16 protein-coding genes are annotated in these 16,183 nt (G+C 65.3%); 2 read left to right on the top strand and 14 right to left on the bottom strand.

Annotated elements, in window-relative coordinates:
- The first annotated feature begins 42 nt into the window (after positions 1-42).
- Positions 43-921: a helix-turn-helix transcriptional regulator gene (locus IE097_RS00465; protein WP_189458187.1), complete on the top strand. Its 879-nt coding sequence runs from the start codon at positions 43-45 to the stop codon at positions 919-921.
- 83 nt (positions 922-1,004) lie between these two features.
- Here the strand turns inward: IE097_RS00465 and acs are convergent, their stop codons facing one another.
- From acs to IE097_RS00490, 5 genes are all read right to left on the bottom strand, one after another.
- Positions 1,005-2,975, bottom strand: a complete 1,971-nt coding sequence (gene acs, locus IE097_RS00470) for an acetate--CoA ligase (RefSeq protein ID WP_189458188.1) — start codon at positions 2,973-2,975, stop codon at positions 1,005-1,007.
- A 151-nt stretch (positions 2,976-3,126) separates the two neighbouring features.
- Positions 3,127-3,732 (bottom strand): 3'-5' exonuclease, encoded by a 606-nt coding sequence (locus tag IE097_RS00475; protein ID WP_189458189.1) that lies wholly within the window; start codon positions 3,730-3,732, stop codon positions 3,127-3,129.
- A 3-nt stretch (positions 3,733-3,735) separates the two neighbouring features.
- Positions 3,736-5,532, bottom strand: coding sequence for a DUF294 nucleotidyltransferase-like domain-containing protein (locus IE097_RS00480; protein ID WP_189458190.1), 1,797 nt, complete (start codon positions 5,530-5,532; stop codon positions 3,736-3,738).
- 71 nt (positions 5,533-5,603) lie between these two features.
- The gene (locus IE097_RS00485) at positions 5,604-7,295 is read right to left on the bottom strand and encodes a cation acetate symporter (protein ID WP_189458191.1); all 1,692 of its coding nucleotides are present in this window, start codon (positions 7,293-7,295) and stop codon (positions 5,604-5,606) included.
- Positions 7,292-7,603 (bottom strand): DUF485 domain-containing protein, encoded by a 312-nt coding sequence (locus IE097_RS00490; RefSeq protein ID WP_189458192.1) that lies wholly within the window; start codon positions 7,601-7,603, stop codon positions 7,292-7,294. The genes IE097_RS00485 and IE097_RS00490 overlap by 4 nt, the downstream gene beginning before the upstream one ends.
- Positions 7,604-7,880: 277 nt before the next feature.
- Between IE097_RS00490 and IE097_RS00495 the strand changes: the two genes are divergently transcribed.
- The gene (locus IE097_RS00495) at positions 7,881-8,771 is read left to right on the top strand and encodes a LysR family transcriptional regulator (RefSeq protein WP_189458193.1); all 891 of its coding nucleotides are present in this window, start codon (positions 7,881-7,883) and stop codon (positions 8,769-8,771) included.
- Positions 8,772-8,777: 6 nt separating this feature from the next.
- On the opposite strand, the gene IE097_RS00500 is transcribed toward IE097_RS00495, so the two are convergent.
- From IE097_RS00500 to IE097_RS00540, 9 genes are all read right to left on the bottom strand, one after another.
- The gene (locus tag IE097_RS00500) at positions 8,778-8,954 is read right to left on the bottom strand and encodes a hypothetical protein (RefSeq protein ID WP_189458194.1); all 177 of its coding nucleotides are present in this window, start codon (positions 8,952-8,954) and stop codon (positions 8,778-8,780) included.
- Between the two features lie 84 nt (positions 8,955-9,038).
- A complete protein-coding gene (rpmG, locus tag IE097_RS00505; RefSeq protein WP_091195311.1) occupies positions 9,039-9,194 on the bottom strand; it encodes a 50S ribosomal protein L33 in 156 nt (51 codons plus the stop codon).
- A gap of 15 nt (positions 9,195-9,209) precedes the next feature.
- A complete protein-coding gene (gene rpmB / locus IE097_RS00510) occupies positions 9,210-9,443 on the bottom strand; it encodes a 50S ribosomal protein L28 (protein WP_184099167.1) in 234 nt (77 codons plus the stop codon).
- 48 nt (positions 9,444-9,491) lie between these two features.
- Entirely contained in the window at positions 9,492-10,766 is a 1,275-nt protein-coding gene (locus IE097_RS00515; protein WP_189458195.1) for an ABC transporter substrate-binding protein, read from the bottom strand.
- Positions 10,767-13,118 carry a DNA translocase FtsK gene (locus IE097_RS00520; protein WP_189458196.1) on the bottom strand — a complete coding sequence of 784 codons (2,352 nt, stop codon included), beginning with the start codon at positions 13,116-13,118 and terminating at the stop codon, positions 10,767-10,769.
- 121 nt (positions 13,119-13,239) lie between these two features.
- Positions 13,240-13,983, bottom strand: a complete 744-nt coding sequence (locus IE097_RS00525) for a lysophospholipid acyltransferase family protein (RefSeq protein WP_189458197.1) — start codon at positions 13,981-13,983, stop codon at positions 13,240-13,242.
- A gap of 82 nt (positions 13,984-14,065) precedes the next feature.
- Positions 14,066-14,809, bottom strand: coding sequence for a flagellar motor protein (locus tag IE097_RS00530; protein ID WP_189458198.1), 744 nt, complete (start codon positions 14,807-14,809; stop codon positions 14,066-14,068).
- Entirely contained in the window at positions 14,809-15,564 is a 756-nt protein-coding gene (locus tag IE097_RS00535; RefSeq protein ID WP_189458199.1) for an RNA polymerase sigma factor FliA, read from the bottom strand. Before IE097_RS00535 ends, IE097_RS00530 begins: the two co-directional genes overlap by 1 nt.
- A gap of 30 nt (positions 15,565-15,594) precedes the next feature.
- Positions 15,595-16,179, bottom strand: coding sequence for an ABC-type transport auxiliary lipoprotein family protein (locus tag IE097_RS00540; RefSeq protein ID WP_189458200.1), 585 nt, complete (start codon positions 16,177-16,179; stop codon positions 15,595-15,597).
- Positions 16,180-16,183: the final 4 nt, after the last annotated feature.

Raw genomic sequence — 16,183 nt, forward strand, 5'->3', positions numbered from 1 at the left:
ATCTGATTGTCATTTTGTTCGAATCCAGCACGGGCCAATGCAATGTCGACGATCTATCAGGAAATGTTCGATGTCGGTGAAGGTACCCGGCAATGTTCGGTCGGCGCGCGGATCTTCCATCATCCACATCTGCGTGCACTGGCCGAGCACGACCTGCTGTTTGCCGGCCATTCCGAGGTCGACGGGCATTTGCACGTCGAACGCATCGGCGCGCCTTTCCATGTGGTGCTGTTCTGTGCCGAAGGCAGCGGCGTGGTGACCGACGGCGAAATGCAACTGACACTCGGCGCCGGGCAGATGGCCGTGCTGCCGGCGCTCGGCCGCAGCGGCTTCCGTTCCACCGGCGGCTCCTGGCGGCTGGCTTGGCTGCTGGTGAATGATGTACCGGCGTGGCGCATGCTGGCCGGTGACCGCGTCAGCATCCGGCCGTTGATGCATGCGGACAGCCTGTACCAGACGATGCGCGTGCTGTGCGCCGAGGCCCGGCTCGGCCCGGCCGGCTTTGCCGCGCAGGCGCTGCTCCTGGCGGTCGACCTGTTCCGTCGCGCGCTGGCCAGCCATGCCGATGAAGCCGTTGCGGCGCGTTTGCAGGCGGTGTTCGAACCCGTTCGGCATGCGCCGGCGCAGGACTGGCGGGTCGAGGCGTTCGCGCAGGCCTACGGCGTCAGTGTGGCCCAGCTGCACCGGTTGTGCGTCCGCCACCTCGAGGCCACGCCGCAGCAGCTGATCATTCACCAGCGCATGCGCCGTGCGCGCGAGCTGCTGGTCGCCGGTGCCGGCAACGTCGCGGCGGTGGCCGAACAGGTCGGCTATCAGGAAGTGGCCAGTTTTTCGCGCCGCTTCAGCCGGCATTTCGATGTCAGCCCCGGCGCCTTGCTGCAGGCCTTGCGGCGGGCGCCGGGCGAACTGCCGGTCGTTTGAACCGGCAACGGACAAAAAAAAGCCCCACCGCAAGGTGGGGCTGAAGTGCTGCCGTGAAAACGTGCTGCCGGTCGCGCGGAAACTCAGATCGCGCTCTTGGCCAGCTGGTCGAGAATGGCCGGGTTTTCCAGCGTCGACGTGTCCTGGGTGATTTCCTGACCCTTGGCGATGTCGCGCAGCAGGCGACGCATGATCTTGCCCGAGCGGGTCTTCGGCAGGTTGTCGCCGAAGCGGATTTCGTCCGGCATGGCGATCTTGCCGATTTCGTGGGCGACCCATTCGCGCAGTTCCTTGGCGATGCGCTTGGCATCGTCGCCTTCCGGACGGGCGCCCTTGAGTACGACGAAGGCGCAGACCGACTCGCCCTTGATCTCGTGCGGCTTGCCGACGACGGCCGCTTCGGCGACCAGCGGATTGGCGACCAGCGCCGACTCGATTTCCATCGTGCCGAGGCGGTGGCCCGAGACATTCAGCACGTCGTCGACGCGACCCATGATCCAGATGTAGCCGTTCTCGTCGAAGTGGGCCGAATCGCCGGCCAGATACAGCTGGCCGTTGAAGTCCTCGGGGAAGTAGGTCTTCTTGAAGCGTTCCGGGTCGTTCCAGATCGTCCGGACCATCGACGGCCACGGCTTGCGCACGACGAGGAAGCCGCCCTTGCCCGGCTCGACCGGGGCACCGGCTTCGTCGACGATGTCGGCGATGATGCCCGGGATCGGCAGCGTGCACGAACCCGGCTTGGTTGCGACGGCGCCCGGCAGCGGGGCGATCATGTTGGCGCCGGTTTCGGTCTGCCACCAGGTGTCGACGATCGGGCAACGGCCGCCACCGACGACTTCGTGGTACCAGATCCATGCTTCGGGGTTGATCGGCTCGCCGACGGTGCCCAGGAGGCGCAGGCTCGACAGGTCGTGCTGCTTCGGCAGGTCGGCGCCGAGCTTGATCAGCGAACGGATCGCCGTCGGGGCGGTGTAGAAGGTCGTGACCTTGTGCTTGGCGATCATCTGCCAGAAACGGCCGGCGTCCGGATAGGTCGGCACGCCTTCGAACACGACCTGGGTCGCGCCGATGGCCAGCGGGCCGTAGGCCACGTAGGAGTGGCCGGTGATCCAGCCCACATCGGCCGTGCACCAGTAGACGTCGCCTTCGCGGTAGTCGAACACCCACTTCATCGTCGTCAGCGCGCCGAGAAGGTAGCCGCCGGTGCTGTGCTGGATGCCCTTGGGCTTGCCGGTCGAACCGGAGGTGTAGAGGATGAACAGCGGGTGCTCGGCGTCGACCCATTCCGGTTCGCACTGGGTCGGCTGGCCTTCGACCAGCTCGTGCCACCAGACGTCGCGGGCGTCGTTGAATGCGGCGCTGCTGTTTTCGAGACGGCGCAGCACGACCACCTTCTCGATCGATTCGCTGCCTTCGAGGGTGAGCGCTTCGTCGACGGTCGCCTTCAGCGGCACCGGCTTGCCGCCACGGAAGCCTTCGTTGGCGGTGATGACGATCTTGGCCTGCGCGTCCTGGATGCGGTCGCGCAGTGCGCCGGCCGAGAAGCCGCCGAACACGACCGAGTGGATCGCGCCGATGCGGGCACATGCCTGCATGGCCACGACGGCTTCGACGGTGTGCGGCATGTAGACGACGACGCGGTCGCCCTTCTTCACGCCGAGCAGCTTCAGGCCGTTGGCGAACTGGCAGACGCGGGCGTGCAGCTGGCGGTAGCTCACGTGTTCGGCGGTGCCGTCGTCGGCTTCGAAAATGATCGCGGTCTTGTCGCCGCGCGCGTCGAGATGGCGGTCGAGACAGTTGTACGAGATGTTGAGCTGGCCGTCCTCGAACCACTTGAAGAACGGCGCATTGCTGTCGTTCAGTACCTTGGTGAACGGCTTGTTCCAGCTCACGAGTTCGCGGCCGAGGTCGGCCCAGAAGCCTTCGTAGTCGCGGTTGGCCTGCTCGCACAGGGCGTTGTAGCCCTCCATGCCGGAGACGTTGGCCTTGACGCGGAAATCGTCGGACGGCGGGAACAGGCGGTTTTCTTTCAGTACGGAATCGATGCTGCTCATGCTTGCTCCTTCTTGCCAGTGCAGTAAGAAAAAATGCGATGTTCGGACTGTAAAGCCGTCGCGTCCGCAAAGCCAATCGTGTTTTCTGATGCGCGGAATCAGTTCCGCTGATGCCGCCATGTTCGCCGGACCGGCGGCCGATTCTGACGGCTCAGCGGCGGCTTTCGGTGAGCTTGAGGTAGATGAGCGCCGCAGTGGCCGCATCGGCGAGTGCATCGTGCCGCGGCCAGCGCGGCAGCTTGAGCGTGTCGAGCATTGCGTCGAGCGAGAGGTCGACGTCGGGCCGGTAGGCCGATACATGGCGGTCGTAGTACAGCCTGGACACATCGATCTGCCGGTTCGGCAAGGTGATGCCGAGCCACGGTTTGAGCTGGCGGTTGATCACGGCCAGATCGAACTCGAGGTAGTAGCCGATCAGCGGCCGGCTGCCGATGAAGTCGAGCAGCTGGGCCAGTGCGTCGCGGACCGGCAGTCCGCCGGCGACGTCCTGTTCGCGCAACCGGTGCACGGCCACCGTCGCCGGATCGATCGCCGTTTCGGGGCGCAGCGTGAGCTCGAGCTTTTCCGACAGCACGATGCGCCGGCCGCGCACCGGCACTGCGGCGATCGTCAGCAGGCCGGCACTGCGCGGGTCGAGGCTGGTGGTTTCGCAGTCGAGGCTCACGCATTCGCCCGGTGCGGGGGGATCGAACAGCGTTGCAAAACGCGGATCGCGCAGGCGACGGCGCTGAAGGGTGCGATGCAGTGCGGCCAGCATGGTTCAGAACTGCTGCAGGTGGAAGCGGTGCTGGACCAGCTGCCGAAGACGCCCGGCGACGCCGAGCGCATCCTTGAGCAGCTCGCGTTCGAGCTGCGTCAGTGCCTGCGGCGTAAGCAGGTTGGATGCCGGTTCGTGCTGCAGCTGCCGCTCCAGTCCGAGACGCAGCTGCAGGCGCTGCAGGAAGGCCAGTGCCTCGGCGGCATCGCGACCCAGGTCGGTGGTCAGTACGCGGCGGACGACAAGGGCGTCGATGCGTTGCAGGCTGCCGGTGGCCACGATGCCGGACTGCAGCGCGAGCACGCGCAGGCCGTGCACCACGGGAAAAATGCCCGCTTTCTTCAGGTCGATCCGGTCGGTCTTGCCGAACAGGCGTGAGAACAGCGGTGGCGTGGCGAACTGGACGATGGGCAGGGCCAGTCGCGAGAGCAGTGCATCGTTGCCGTGGCAGAGGGCACCGATCTGCTGCTGCAGTGGCGGCCAGAGCGTTGCGTTGCCAGCCACCGGAGTGGCGTCGAGCCACATCGCCAGCTCCAGCATTGCTTCGCCGTCGGGCGTGGCGACCAGCTGATCGAGGCGGCGGGAAAAGTCTGCCTGACGCTGCTGCCAGTGCGGATTGCACAACATCACCTCGCCGGGGCAGCGCGGATAGCCGAGGTCGGCCAGTGCCGCGTTGTAGCGTGCAGACGCATCCTCCAGCAGCGGGCCCCCGTAGTCGTCTGCGATGATCAGTGCGTTGTCCTGATCGGTCGGCAGGATCTGTTCGCCGCGCCCCTGCGAGCCAAGCGCCAGCACGCATACGTGTGCGTGCGACTCGGGCGGGAAGAGCAGGGCGAACAGTTGTCGCTGCAACTGGGCATTGAGTTCGGTGACCAGCGAGGCGATCAAGCGGGTGTGCATGCCCTGGGCGTGCAAGAGCCGGATCAGCGTCCGCAGCCGGGCGGCGGCAGGGGCCAGCGCTTCGATGCTTCCGGCCCGTTCGATCTGTGCGGCAACGAGGTAGGAGTGGTTGGAAAAATACGCGAGCAGGTCGATCTGTTCGAGCACGCCGACAATGTCGCCGTCCTGCGTCACCAGCAGGCGCTGGATGGTATGGCGGGTGAGCGAGAGCAGCGCGTCGGCGACATGGGCGTCGGCGTCGATCGTGATCAGCGCATGACGGGCGACGTCGGCGACGCGGGTCGTCGCGGCATCGCGGCCGTCGATGACGAGGTCGCGCAGGTCGCTCTGGGTGAACAGGCCTGTTCGGGTTCCGTCGCGGACCAGGACCGACGAACTGCGGCTGGTCTTCATCGCTTGCGCGGCGTCGAGCACGCTGGCGTCGGCGGCCAGCCATACGGGCTGGCGCAACGGTGCATCGGCGACCCGTGCCGTGACCAGCGACTGCAGCTCGCCCTGCATCGGCTGTTGCGCCAGTGCGGCCAGCCGCCGGGCAACGTCCTGGTAAAACCAGGCACCGAACAGCGGGTTGGCATGCATCAGCGCCAGTACCGCGTCGCGCGGAATGCGGTGGACGATGGCGTCCTCGTGCACGCGGTAACGGTGACTGCCGGTGCCGGTCACCAGCGCGCGGCCGTCGAGGTTGTCGTGCTCGCGATAACTGGCGACGAGTTCGCTGCCGTCGTACTCGTCGATCACGCCCTTGATCAACACGAACAGTGCGTCGACGGTCGCGCCGGGTTCGATCAGCACGCTGCCGGCCGGATGGAATTCGATGTCGGCCGAGGCTTGCAGCCGAGCGAGTTCCGCCGGACTCAGGCAGTCGAACGGCGGGTGACGGTCGTTGAAGAACTGGGTCATGGCACCTCGCGACGAGGAAAAACGCCCCGCACAGGGCGGGGCGTCGACATGCTGCCTACATCTTGCAAGTATTAGTGCTTGGCAGCGCCTTCTGCACCGATGCCGGTCATCGAACGGATGAACTGCGGCAGGAACAGGGCTTTCTCGCGTTGTGCCGATTCGCTCTTGTCGAGGGTCGACACCAGCCAGGTCACGATGAAGGCCAGCGGCATCGAGAAGATCGACGGGTTGTCGTACGGGAAGATCGCCGCGGCGTTGCCGAGCACCTTCACCCAGACCGTCGGGCCGAGCACGATCATCAGGATCGCGCAGATCAGGCCGGCCGAGCCGCCGATGACGGCGCCGCGGGTGGTCAGACCCTTCCAGAACATCGACATGAACAGCACCGGGAAGTTGGCCGATGCGGCGATCGAGAACGCGAGGCCGACCATGAAGGCGACGTTCTGCTTCTCGAACGCGATGCCGAGCAGGATCGCGAGGACGCCGAGTGCCAGCGTGGCCATCTTCGACACGCGGATCTCGTGCGCTTCGTCGGCACGACCGCGGGCAAACACGTTGGCGTACAGGTCGTGCGACACCGCCGAGGCCCCCGACAGCGTCAGACCCGACACCACGGCGAGGATGGTGGCGAAGGCCACGGCCGAGATGAAGCCGAGGAAGAAGTCGCCGCCGACCGCGTTGGCCAGGTGAACCGCCGCCATATTCGCGCCACCGATCAGTTGGGTCAGCGGCTTGCCGTCCTTCATGATGGTTTCGGTGAATTCCGGCTTGCCCAGCACCATCATGATCGCGCCGAAGCCGATGATGAAGGTCAGGATGTAGAAGTAGCCGATGAAACCCGTTGCATAGAACACCGACTTGCGGGCTTCCTTGGCGTCCTTCACGGTGAAGAAGCGCATCAGGATGTGCGGCAGGCCGGCGGTACCGAACATCAGGCCGACGCCGAGCGAGATGGCATCGATCGGGTTCGACACGAGGCCGCCCGGGCTCATGATGGCAATGCCCTTCGGATGCGTGGCCACGGCGGTCGCGAACATGGTTTCGAAGCTGAAGCCGGTGGCGGCGAGCACCATGAAGGCCATGAAGGTCGCGCCGCACAGCAGCAGCACCGCCTTGATGATCTGCACCCAGGTGGTGGCCAGCATGCCGCCGAAGGTCACGTACATCACCATCAGCACGCCGACGATCAGCACGGCCGAGCTGTAGCTCATGCCGAACAGCAGCTGGATCAGTTTGCCGGCACCGACCATTTGCGCGATCAGGTACAGCAGCACGGTCACGAGCGTGCCGACTGCGGCAAAGCAGCGTACCGGCGTCTGGCTCAGACGGTAGGAGGCCACGTCGGCGAAGGTGTACTTGCCGAGGTTGCGCAGCCGTTCGGCAACGAGGAAGGTGATCAGCGGCCAGCCGACCAGGAAGCCGATCGAGTAGATCAGGCCGTCGTAGCCGCTGCCCATGACCAGGGCGGAAATGCCGAGGAAGGACGCAGCCGACATGTAGTCGCCGGCAATCGCCAGACCGTTCTGGAAGCCGGTAATGCCGCCGCCGGCGGCGTAGAAGTCCTTGGCCGAACGGGTGCGGCGTGCCGCCCAGTAGGTGATGCCGAGGGTGAAGGCAACGAAGAGCACGAACATGATGATGGCGTGCCAGTTCAGGTCGCGCTGTTTGACCGGGCCCTCGATCGCGCCGGAAGCCCAGCTCGGCAGACTGGCACAGAGTGCCGTGCCGGCGAGGGCCAGTCGGGTGGAAAGACGCTGGATCATTGACGGGTCTCCTCGATGAGCTCGGCGTTGAGCTTGTCGAACTCGGTGTTGGCACGGCGCACGTAGATGCCGGTCAGCACGAAGGCCGAAACGATGACGAGCAGCCCGAGCGGGATGCCGATGGTAGTGACGCTGCCGGCGGCAAGCGGGGTGCCGAGCGTTTTGGGCGAGAACGCGATCATCAGAATCAGCCCGTAGTAAATCACGAGCATCGCGATCGAAAGCAGCCAGCTCAAGCTGGTCTTCTTGTGCTCCAGTTCCCTGAATTTCGGGTTGTTCTGGATACGCTGAATCAGTGCTTCATCCATGCTGTCCCTCCTGAAAGTCGATACCGGCGGCTGCCGGCGACTGCGGCTCAACCGTGCCGGTCTTTTCCAGTACGCCGGATACGATCGGTCACGCTTAGTGACGCACTCTATGGCGCGCGTCGGGAGCGGGCTAATTGCAATTTCTGATGCGGCGAATCAGCATTTCTGATGCCGCGTTGCACGAGTCTTACTTGGTGCAATGAAACTGCGGCATCGCGACTACATTCGTTTGTCGCCCGGTCGCCGCCGGACGGCGGTTTGCGGGATAATCGACGGCATGGAACTGTATCAATTGCGTACTTTCGTCGCGGTGGCCCAGCAGGGCCACCTGACCCAGGCGGCCGAACTGCTGCATCTGTCGCAGCCTGCCGTGACCGCGCAGATCAAGGCACTCGAAGAAGAACTCGGTGTCGCGCTGTTCGAACGCTATCCGGGCGGCGTCCAGCTGACCGAGGCGGCCAAGGACATCCTGCCCGAGGCCGAACGCATCCTCGCGCTGTCGCGCGGCATGCAGCACAAGGCCAAGGCGCTGTCGGGCGAACCCAAGGGCAAGGTCAAGATCGGCACGATCGGCGTGCCGGCGCGGCTCAAGCTCGGACCGTGGCTGGCTTGCCTGCGCAGTCGCTATCCCTTGCTGACGGTACAGACGACGCACGGGATTTCCGGCGGCATCCTCAACGAGGTGCGCAAAAAGACGCTCGACGGCGGTTTTTACCTGGGCCGCAACCCGTACCAGAACGTCAACAACCTGCCGCTGACCGAAATCGGATTCTGTGTGGCGCTGCCGCCGCAGATGGCGCCGATGCTGGCCGGCGACGACTGGGATGCGCTCGCCAAGGTGCCGTGGCTGGGGCTGTCGCAGTTCAACAGCCTGTCGTCGATCACCCAGGAGTTGTGGCGGGCGCAGAACGTGTCGCCGCGCAAGGTGGGCGAATTCGACGAGGAGGCGACGCTGCTCGAACTCGTCAAGGCCGGACTCGGCGTGGCGATCCTTGCCGAGCGCACGGCGAAGCGCTTTGCGGCCGACGGTTCGATCGTGCTGTGGCGCGGTGGGGACTGCGTGACCAGCGCACCGCTGCAGTTCGTCTACTCGGCCGAGCGCGAAAACGATCCGCTGGTGACGATGCTGCGCGATACGCTGCTCGAAGTCTGGCAGCCGGCCGAATAGGACGGTTTATTTCGGTTCGGTGTGCTGCTTGAGCAGCTTGGCGACCAGCGACGGTTTGCCGTCGTCGTTCTGCTTGTCGCCGGTCGAAGCCTTGCCGAAGCGGTCGGGCGAGCCCTTCTTGCGGATCGCGTCCTTGATTTTCACGCCGGCAAACTTCTGGAGGTCGTAATGGTTGATCGGCATTCTGTCGTCCTTGGATGAGGTGCTCAAACAAAAACCCCGCCTCAATAGCGGGGTTTCGAGTATGTGTCACCAGCGAAAACCAGCTTACTTGAGCTTGGTTTCCTTGTACATCACATGCTTGCGGACGACGGGATCGAACTTCTTGATCTCCATCTTTTCCGGCATGGTGCGCTTGTTCTTGGTGGTGGTGTAGAAGTGGCCGGTGCCGGCGCTCGATTCGAGTTTGATCTTGTCACGCATGGTCATTCACTCCGATTACAGTTCGCCGCGGGCGCGCAGGTCGGCCAGAACAGCGTCGATGCCGTTCTTGTCGATGGTGCGCAGCGCTGCGTTGGAAACGCGCAGGCGAACCCAGCGGTTTTCGCTTTCAACCCAGAAACGACGGGATTGCAGGTTCGGAAGGAAGCGACGCTTGGTCTTGTTGTTGGCGTGGGAAACATTGTTCCCGGTCATCGGGCGCTTGCCGGTGACTTTGCATACTCGTGCCATGGTTAGGTATTCCCTGACTTCTGAGAAAAACCGGATTTATAGCATGAATCAACCGCGGCGTTCAAGCGGCGCTGCAGGGTGTTGTGGCGTGTCCGCCGACGCGATGGCGGCTTCGATCAGCCGGGCCGCCTGTGCGGCGCTCATCGACGGGCTGCGCCAGAAGTGGCCGATCACGTCGAACACCGCGGTACGCGTGGCGTCAGGCAGAACCATATTGTGTGCCCACGAGGGCACCAGCGTATTGCGGCGGCGGCTGTCGGCAAAGGCGCGGGCCGACAGACGGGCGCACTCGTCGTAGCGATCCAGTGCGACGTCGGTACGGGCCGGAATATTGCCTTTGTAAAAATTGAACGCTTCCTGCGTTTCCCGGCTCATCGCGATGCGTGCCAGGTCCAGCTGCGCCTGTTGCTGTGCCGCCGTGCTCTGGCGGAACAGCACCAGCATGTCGGCATCGACGCTGAACGCGGCGGCAGTGCCCGGCGCAGCGGTGCACAGGTAGTCACGGCCGGCCCGTTTGCCGGCGGCGGAAAATTCGCCCTTGGCCCAGTCACCGAGCACCGTCATTGCCGCACGCCCTTCGATGACGTCGGCGGCGACCTGATTCCACTCGCGGCCCGGCCCCTGGGCGTTGGTGTAGGGCTTGAGCCGCTTGAAGACGGTGAGTGCGCGCAGGAAGCGCGGATCGCCGCTTGCACCGGCGACCGGGGTGACGAAGACCTGGCGGTAGAGATCGGTGCCGGCTTCGGCGAGCACGATGGATTCGAACAGCGTCGCCAGTTGCCAGTTCTGCTGGCCGACTGCGAGCGGCACGATGCCGGCACGGCCGAGTTTTTCAGCGAGCGGAAAGAACTCGCTCCAGTTCTGCGGTGGCCTGGCCTTGAACCGGCGCAGCACCGCGCTGTTGCTCCAGAGCATGTTGATTCGGGCGACCCCGAGCGGAACGGCCACGTACCGGTTGCCGATCCGGGTCATGGCGTCGAGTCCCGGCGGGAGCACGGTGGACCAGGCTTGCGCATGCGCAACGGTGCTGACGTCGCCGAGCAGGTCCTGGCGCGCCCACTCCTGAACCTGGGCACCGCCGGCCGCGGCGGCCGTCGGCAGGTTGTCCGACAGTGCTCGGGTGCGCAGGACGCCCAGCGCGTTTTCGCCGCCGCCGCCGATCACGCCGAAGTCGTTCCAGCGGTAGCCGGCAGCGTTCACGTGCTGACGCAGCGCCTGAAGCGCGCGGGATTCGCCGGGCGAGGTCCACCAGTGCAGCACTTCGATGTCGGCCGCTTGCACACCAGCGGCAACCAGGGCCGCGAGCAGAACGAAACGGCGCATCTATTCCGCCGGCGGGACGAGGACGGTGCGGTTGCCGTTGGTTTCCATCGGGCTGACGAGGCCCGCGGCCTCCATGCTCTCGATCAGCCGGGCGGCGCGGTTGTAGCCGATGCGCAACTGGCGCTGTACTGACGAGATCGATGCGCGGCGCGACTTCAGCACGAAGGCCACGGCTTCGTCGTAAAGCGGATCGGCCTCCTGATCGGCTCCGCTGCCTTCGAACCCGGCGTTGCCGGCCGCTTCGGCATCGAAGCCGCCGTTGAGCACGCCGTCGATGTAGTCGGGTTCGCCGGTGCTCTTCAGGTATTCGACCACCTTGTGCACCTCGTCGTCGGCGACGAAGGCACCGTGGACGCGCTGCGGATAGCCGGTACCCGGCGGCAGGAACAGCATGTCGCCCTGGCCGAGCAGCGCTTCGGCGCCCATCTGGTCGAGGATGGTGCGGCTGTCGATCTTGCTCGACACCTGGAACGCCAGCCGCGTCGGGATGTTGGCCTTGATCAGGCCGGTGATCACGTCGACCGACGGCCGCTGCGTCGCCAGAATCAAATGGATGCCGGCAGCACGGGCCTTCTGCGCCAGTCGGGCGATCAGTTCCTCGATCTTCTTGCCGGCGACCATCATCAGGTCGGCGAATTCGTCGACGACGACGACGATGAAGGGCAGGTGCTCGACCGGTTCCGGATTGTCCGGCGTCAGCGTGAAGGGATTGGTCAGTTTCTGACCGGCCTTTTCGGCTTCCTTCACCTTCTGGTTGAAGCCGGCAAGGTTGCGCACGCCGAAATGGCTCATCAGCCGGTAGCGCTTCTCCATCTCGGCCACGCACCAGTTCAGCGCGTTGGCGGCGAGCTTCATGTCGGTGACCACCGGTGCCAAGAGATGCGGGATGCCGTCGTAGACCGACAGCTCGAGCATCTTCGGGTCGACCATGATGAAGCGCACTTCTTCCGGCGTCGCCTTGTACAGGAGCGACAGGATCATCGCGTTGACGCCGACCGACTTGCCCGAGCCGGTGGTGCCGGCAACGAGCATGTGCGGCGCCTTGGCGAGGTCGGTGACCGACGGTTTGCCGGTGATGTCCTTGCCCAGCGCCATCGTCAGTTTTGAATGCATGCCGTGGAAGGCTTCGGACGAGAGTATCTCCGAAAGCCGGATGATCTGCCGCTTCGGGTTCGGCAGTTCGAGCCCCATGCAGGTCTTGCCCGGAATCGTTTCGACGACGCGGATGCTGACGAGACCAAGCGCGCGCGCCAGGTCCTTCATCAGGTTGACGATCTGTGCGCCCTTGACGCCGACCGCGGGTTCGATTTCGTAGCGGGTGATCACCGGACCGGGATAGGCGGCGATGACCTTGACCTCGACATTGAACTCGGCGAGCTTGCGCTCGATCAGCCGCGAGGTGAACTCAAGCGTGTCGTTGCTGATGGTCTCCTGCGATGCCTGCACCGGCGCGAGCAGGCTCAGCGCCGGCAGGCCGCCAGCGCTGGGGGCGGGCAGGTCATCGAAAGCGAACAGCGTCGGCTGGACGGTTTTCTTCTGTTGCGCTTCGGCTTCCTTCTCGGCGGCCTTGATCACGGCCTTGGCGACCGGGACTTCGATCTGTGGCGTTTCGATCTTCAGCGGTGCCTTGTCTTCCTGCTTCTTCTTCTCGCTGCTGACCTTTTCCTCGCGCAGGACCGACGCCTGCCGGCCGATGCGCCGGTCCTGCGCCGCTTGCCAGGTATCGACGCACTTGAAGCCCAGCCACTCGATGCCCGCACCGAGCTTTTCCATCAGTGCCAGCCAGGACAGGCCGGTGAACAGCGAGACGCCGAGTGCCCAGACGACGATCAGCGTCAGTGTTGCACCGGCAAACCCCAGCGTCCGGTAAAGCCAGCCGCCAAGGGCCACGCCGACGATGCCGCCGTGCGCCAGCGGCAGTGCGACATCGAGCGTGTGCAGGCGCAGCGCTTCGAGGCTGCTGCTCGCGAACAGGATCATGAAGAAGCCGGTGCAGGCGAGCAGTACGACCGGCCGGGACGAGTGGTCGACGTGGTCGATCCGCCGGTAGCCCCACAGGATGGCCGCAAAGCAGAACGCGACCCACCACCACGCCGAGAGGCCGAACACCGACAGCAGGATGTCGGCCATCCAGGCGCCGACACTGCCGCCGCGGTTCCGGACGGCTGCCTGCGTGGCGCTGTGCGACCAGCCCGGATCGGCCTGGTGGTAGCTGGCGAGCGCCAGCACCAGATAGACGACGATGGCGACCAGCAACAGCCACCACGATTCGCGCAGCACCCCGGCCAGCTGCGGCGGCAGGGCGGCGCGGGTCGAGGCCTTGGCGATGTTCTTCTTGCGGAAAATGGCCATGTCGCAGCGAGGGATTGGTATTCAGCCGCCGATTATAACGGTTCGTCCGTAGTGACGTGGAATGCGCGCGGCGGTTGTGCACCGCCGTGCAGGTCTTGTCGCGACGCCGGCCTGCGCCGGCTCAGTCGAGATGGCGCTGCTGCCACTCGAGATAGCGGGCGTGGACGTGCAGGGAATAAGCGTCGCGATCGGCAAAGCCGGCCGGATCGAACGCATCATAAACGTGGTAGTTGGCGCGCCGGTTCGGTGCCCGGGCAATCTGCAGCAGCATCTGCGGCAGCGTCTGTCCCTCCCAGGCGAAGGCCTGCTGCGCCTCGTAATGCAGGAAGACCGGCACGATGGGCACGCCGGTCTCGAGCGAAATCGTGAACGCGCCGTAATGGAAGCGCTCGGCAATCCGCCGTCCCTTGCAACCGCCCTCGGGGTAGATCGCGATGTTGCTGCCCTTGCGTACCGTGTCGCGCATGGCGACCAGTGCGTTGTGGCGCGAGCCCCGGTTTTCGCGCTTGACGAAGAAGGTGCCTGCGGCGGCGGCGATCCGGCCGACGAACCACCAGTCGCGGACTTCTTCCTTGGCAAGGCTGACGACGTCGAATGTTGCCGGAATGCCGACGAGTTCCAGCGCCGACGGGTGATTGGCGATCAGGATGAAATGCTCGGGCAAGGGGCGGGTCTGGTGCTGGTGCAGCCGAAGATCGACACCCAGCGCGCGGACGAAGCTGCGGCACCAGCGGCGGAACAGCCACGGGTACCACCGCCGCAGCCAGCGCTGCGGCAAAAGCGCCAGTACCAGCAGCAGTGCGGTATGGGCGACGAGGTCGAGCCAGCCGAGGATCAGGAGCAGGGTGTGCAGCAGGCAGCGCATCGCTTCTCCAGGGCCGGGGCGGTACTTCCGGTTTAGCCCGTCCGGTGCTGCGGAGGCAACAATGCCCCCGTTCCGGCGAGACTCAGCCGTTCAGGTAGCCGGCGAGCTTGTTCTCGTACAGACGCGGGTTTTCGCCGTTGGCGATCGCCACGAGCCCTTCGAGCAGCATCTCGCGGTGGACGACTTCGCTGTGGATGTGGCGCTTGAGTTTGCCGGCAATCGGCAGGAACACGAGGTTGGCGATGCCGACACCGTAGATCGTCGCGACGAAAGCCACGGCGATGCCGGCACCGAGCTTGGACGGATCGGACAGGTTTTCCATCACGTGGATCAGCCCGAGCACCGCACCGAGAATCCCCAGTGTCGGCGCATAGCCGCCGGCGGCTTCCCAGATTTTGGCGGCGGCCTTGGCACTGGACTCGTAGGCGTCGATGTCGAGCTCGAAGGCGCGGCGGATCATTTCCGGTTCGGCGCCGTCGACGAGCATCTGCAGGCCGCGCTTCACGAAGGGATTCTTCTCGGCATTCATCACGTTTTCGAGCGCCAGCAGCCCGCCGCGGCGCGACTGGTGGCCCCAGTTGACCAGCGTTGCCAGCAGCTTGCGGTTGTCGTGTTGCGGCGGCACGAACACCCAGCGCAGCATCTTCATGCCCGCGACGAAGTCGCTCATCCGGCTTTGCAGCATCACCGCACCGGCGGTACCGCCGATGACGATCAGGAAGGCGGTCAGCTGCAGCAGCGAGGCGATGTGGCCGCCTTCGAGCCACTGGCCGAGCAGGATGGCGGTCAGGCCGATGAGGAGGCCGAAGATGCTGATCTTGTCCATTAACGCTGGGTCCAGTCGGTCAGTCGGGTACGCAGCCGCGCGACGGCCTGGCTGTGCAGCTGGCAGACGCGCGATTCGGATACGCCGAGCACGGCGCCGATTTCCTTGAGATTGAGTTCTTCGTCGTAATACAGCGCCATCAGCAGCTTCTCGCGCTCGGGCAGCTGTTCGATGCCTTCGATCAGCCGGGCGCGGAAACCGGCGTCGTCGAGCTGGGCCAGCGGATCGGCGCCGTGATCGGCGGCAAAGGCGTCGAGCAGCGACGAGCCGCCATGGTCGTCGTCGTCGCGGGCGTAATCATCGATGTGCAGCAGCTGGTGGCCGCGGGCATCGCCGAGCATGTCCTGGTAGTCGGCCAGCGGCAGGTCCAGCGCCTGGGCGACTTCGGATTCGCTCGGTGCGCGACCGAGGGTGTGTTCGAGCTTGTGGATTGCCGCATCCATCGTCCGCAGGTTGCGGCGCGTCTGCCGCGGCAGCCAGTCGGCGCTGCGCAGCTCGTCGAGCATGGCGCCACGGATGCGCTGGGACGCGAAGGTGTCGAACTGCACGCCGGCGCCGGGATCGAAGTTGCGCGCGGCGTCCATCAGTCCGATCAGGCCGACCTGGATCAGGTCCTCGACGTCGACGCTGGCCGGCAGCCGGGCGATCAGGTGATAGGCGATCTTCTTGACCAGCGGCGTCGAGCGCGCAAGCAGTTCCGCATCGCTGTCCGAGCGGGTGTCGCGGTAGAGCTTGAGGGCGCGTTGATTCAGCATGGGCCTTGGTGGAGCGGTTGCCGGACCAGTTTACCGCAACGCGGCGCGGCTTTCGCTCGCCAGCGTCGCTTCGAGTTGGGAAAGTACGTCAGCAAGCGCGGCGTTGGTGGCCGCCGCAATGCCGTCACCGTTCATCGGTGCGACCGGGGCGCGGCCGTCGATGCTGAACTGCCGTGTCGCGGCACCGGTATCGCCCAGCGTCAGTCGCAGCGTGACGACGGCCTCGCCGGGCTGGCCGGGACGCAGGTCGACGTAGAGCGCACTGACTCGCGCGTCGAGCGTGTAGCGGGCCTTGTGGCGATCCGCAGCCAGCGTCGCGCCGGCCGCGCCCAGCCAGGCGTTCAGGCGGCTGTCGATCTGCCGCGTCGGCGGCACAAGGTAACCGCGGTACGGGTCGACGGCGAAACGCTGTGCCGTCTCGCGGTAGACAAAACCGCGCTGTCCGTAGGGCTCGTCGGCCGTGACCGGCGCAAGGTAGACCGTGGCGCCCGCCAGCATCATGGCGGCTTTGGCCGGGCGTTCGGCATTGAGGACGTAGCTGAACTCGGCGGCAGGACGGCTGGCTGCGCAGCCGCCCAGCAGCAGGACCACGACGAGAAGGAGAAGAGGGCGCATGGCG

Origin of the sequence: Jeongeupia chitinilytica (assembly GCF_014652315.1) — a bacterium.
GTDB classification, from domain to species: Bacteria; Pseudomonadota; Gammaproteobacteria; order Burkholderiales; family Chitinibacteraceae; genus Jeongeupia; species Jeongeupia chitinilytica.

What these genes read in the sequence shown, in the direction of transcription:
- IE097_RS00465 (WP_189458187.1), top strand. Translation starts at nt 43, where the DNA reads ATGTCGACGATCTATCAGGAAATGTTCGATGTCGGTGAAGGTACCCGG.
- acs (WP_189458188.1), bottom strand. Translation starts at nt 2,975, where the DNA reads ATGAGCAGCATCGATTCCGTACTGAAAGAAAACCGCCTGTTCCCGCCG.
- IE097_RS00475 (WP_189458189.1), bottom strand. Translation starts at nt 3,732, where the DNA reads ATGCTGGCCGCACTGCATCGCACCCTTCAGCGCCGTCGCCTGCGCGAT.
- IE097_RS00480 (WP_189458190.1), bottom strand. Translation starts at nt 5,532, where the DNA reads ATGACCCAGTTCTTCAACGACCGTCACCCGCCGTTCGACTGCCTGAGT.
- IE097_RS00485 (WP_189458191.1), bottom strand. Translation starts at nt 7,295, where the DNA reads ATGATCCAGCGTCTTTCCACCCGACTGGCCCTCGCCGGCACGGCACTC.
- IE097_RS00490 (WP_189458192.1), bottom strand. Translation starts at nt 7,603, where the DNA reads ATGGATGAAGCACTGATTCAGCGTATCCAGAACAACCCGAAATTCAGG.
- IE097_RS00495 (WP_189458193.1), top strand. Translation starts at nt 7,881, where the DNA reads ATGGAACTGTATCAATTGCGTACTTTCGTCGCGGTGGCCCAGCAGGGC.
- IE097_RS00500 (WP_189458194.1), bottom strand. Translation starts at nt 8,954, where the DNA reads ATGCCGATCAACCATTACGACCTCCAGAAGTTTGCCGGCGTGAAAATC.
- rpmG (WP_091195311.1), bottom strand. Translation starts at nt 9,194, where the DNA reads ATGCGTGACAAGATCAAACTCGAATCGAGCGCCGGCACCGGCCACTTC.
- rpmB (WP_184099167.1), bottom strand. Translation starts at nt 9,443, where the DNA reads ATGGCACGAGTATGCAAAGTCACCGGCAAGCGCCCGATGACCGGGAAC.
- IE097_RS00515 (WP_189458195.1), bottom strand. Translation starts at nt 10,766, where the DNA reads ATGCGCCGTTTCGTTCTGCTCGCGGCCCTGGTTGCCGCTGGTGTGCAA.
- IE097_RS00520 (WP_189458196.1), bottom strand. Translation starts at nt 13,118, where the DNA reads ATGGCCATTTTCCGCAAGAAGAACATCGCCAAGGCCTCGACCCGCGCC.
- IE097_RS00525 (WP_189458197.1), bottom strand. Translation starts at nt 13,983, where the DNA reads ATGCGCTGCCTGCTGCACACCCTGCTCCTGATCCTCGGCTGGCTCGAC.
- IE097_RS00530 (WP_189458198.1), bottom strand. Translation starts at nt 14,809, where the DNA reads ATGGACAAGATCAGCATCTTCGGCCTCCTCATCGGCCTGACCGCCATC.
- IE097_RS00535 (WP_189458199.1), bottom strand. Translation starts at nt 15,564, where the DNA reads ATGCTGAATCAACGCGCCCTCAAGCTCTACCGCGACACCCGCTCGGAC.
- IE097_RS00540 (WP_189458200.1), bottom strand. Translation starts at nt 16,179, where the DNA reads ATGCGCCCTCTTCTCCTTCTCGTCGTGGTCCTGCTGCTGGGCGGCTGC.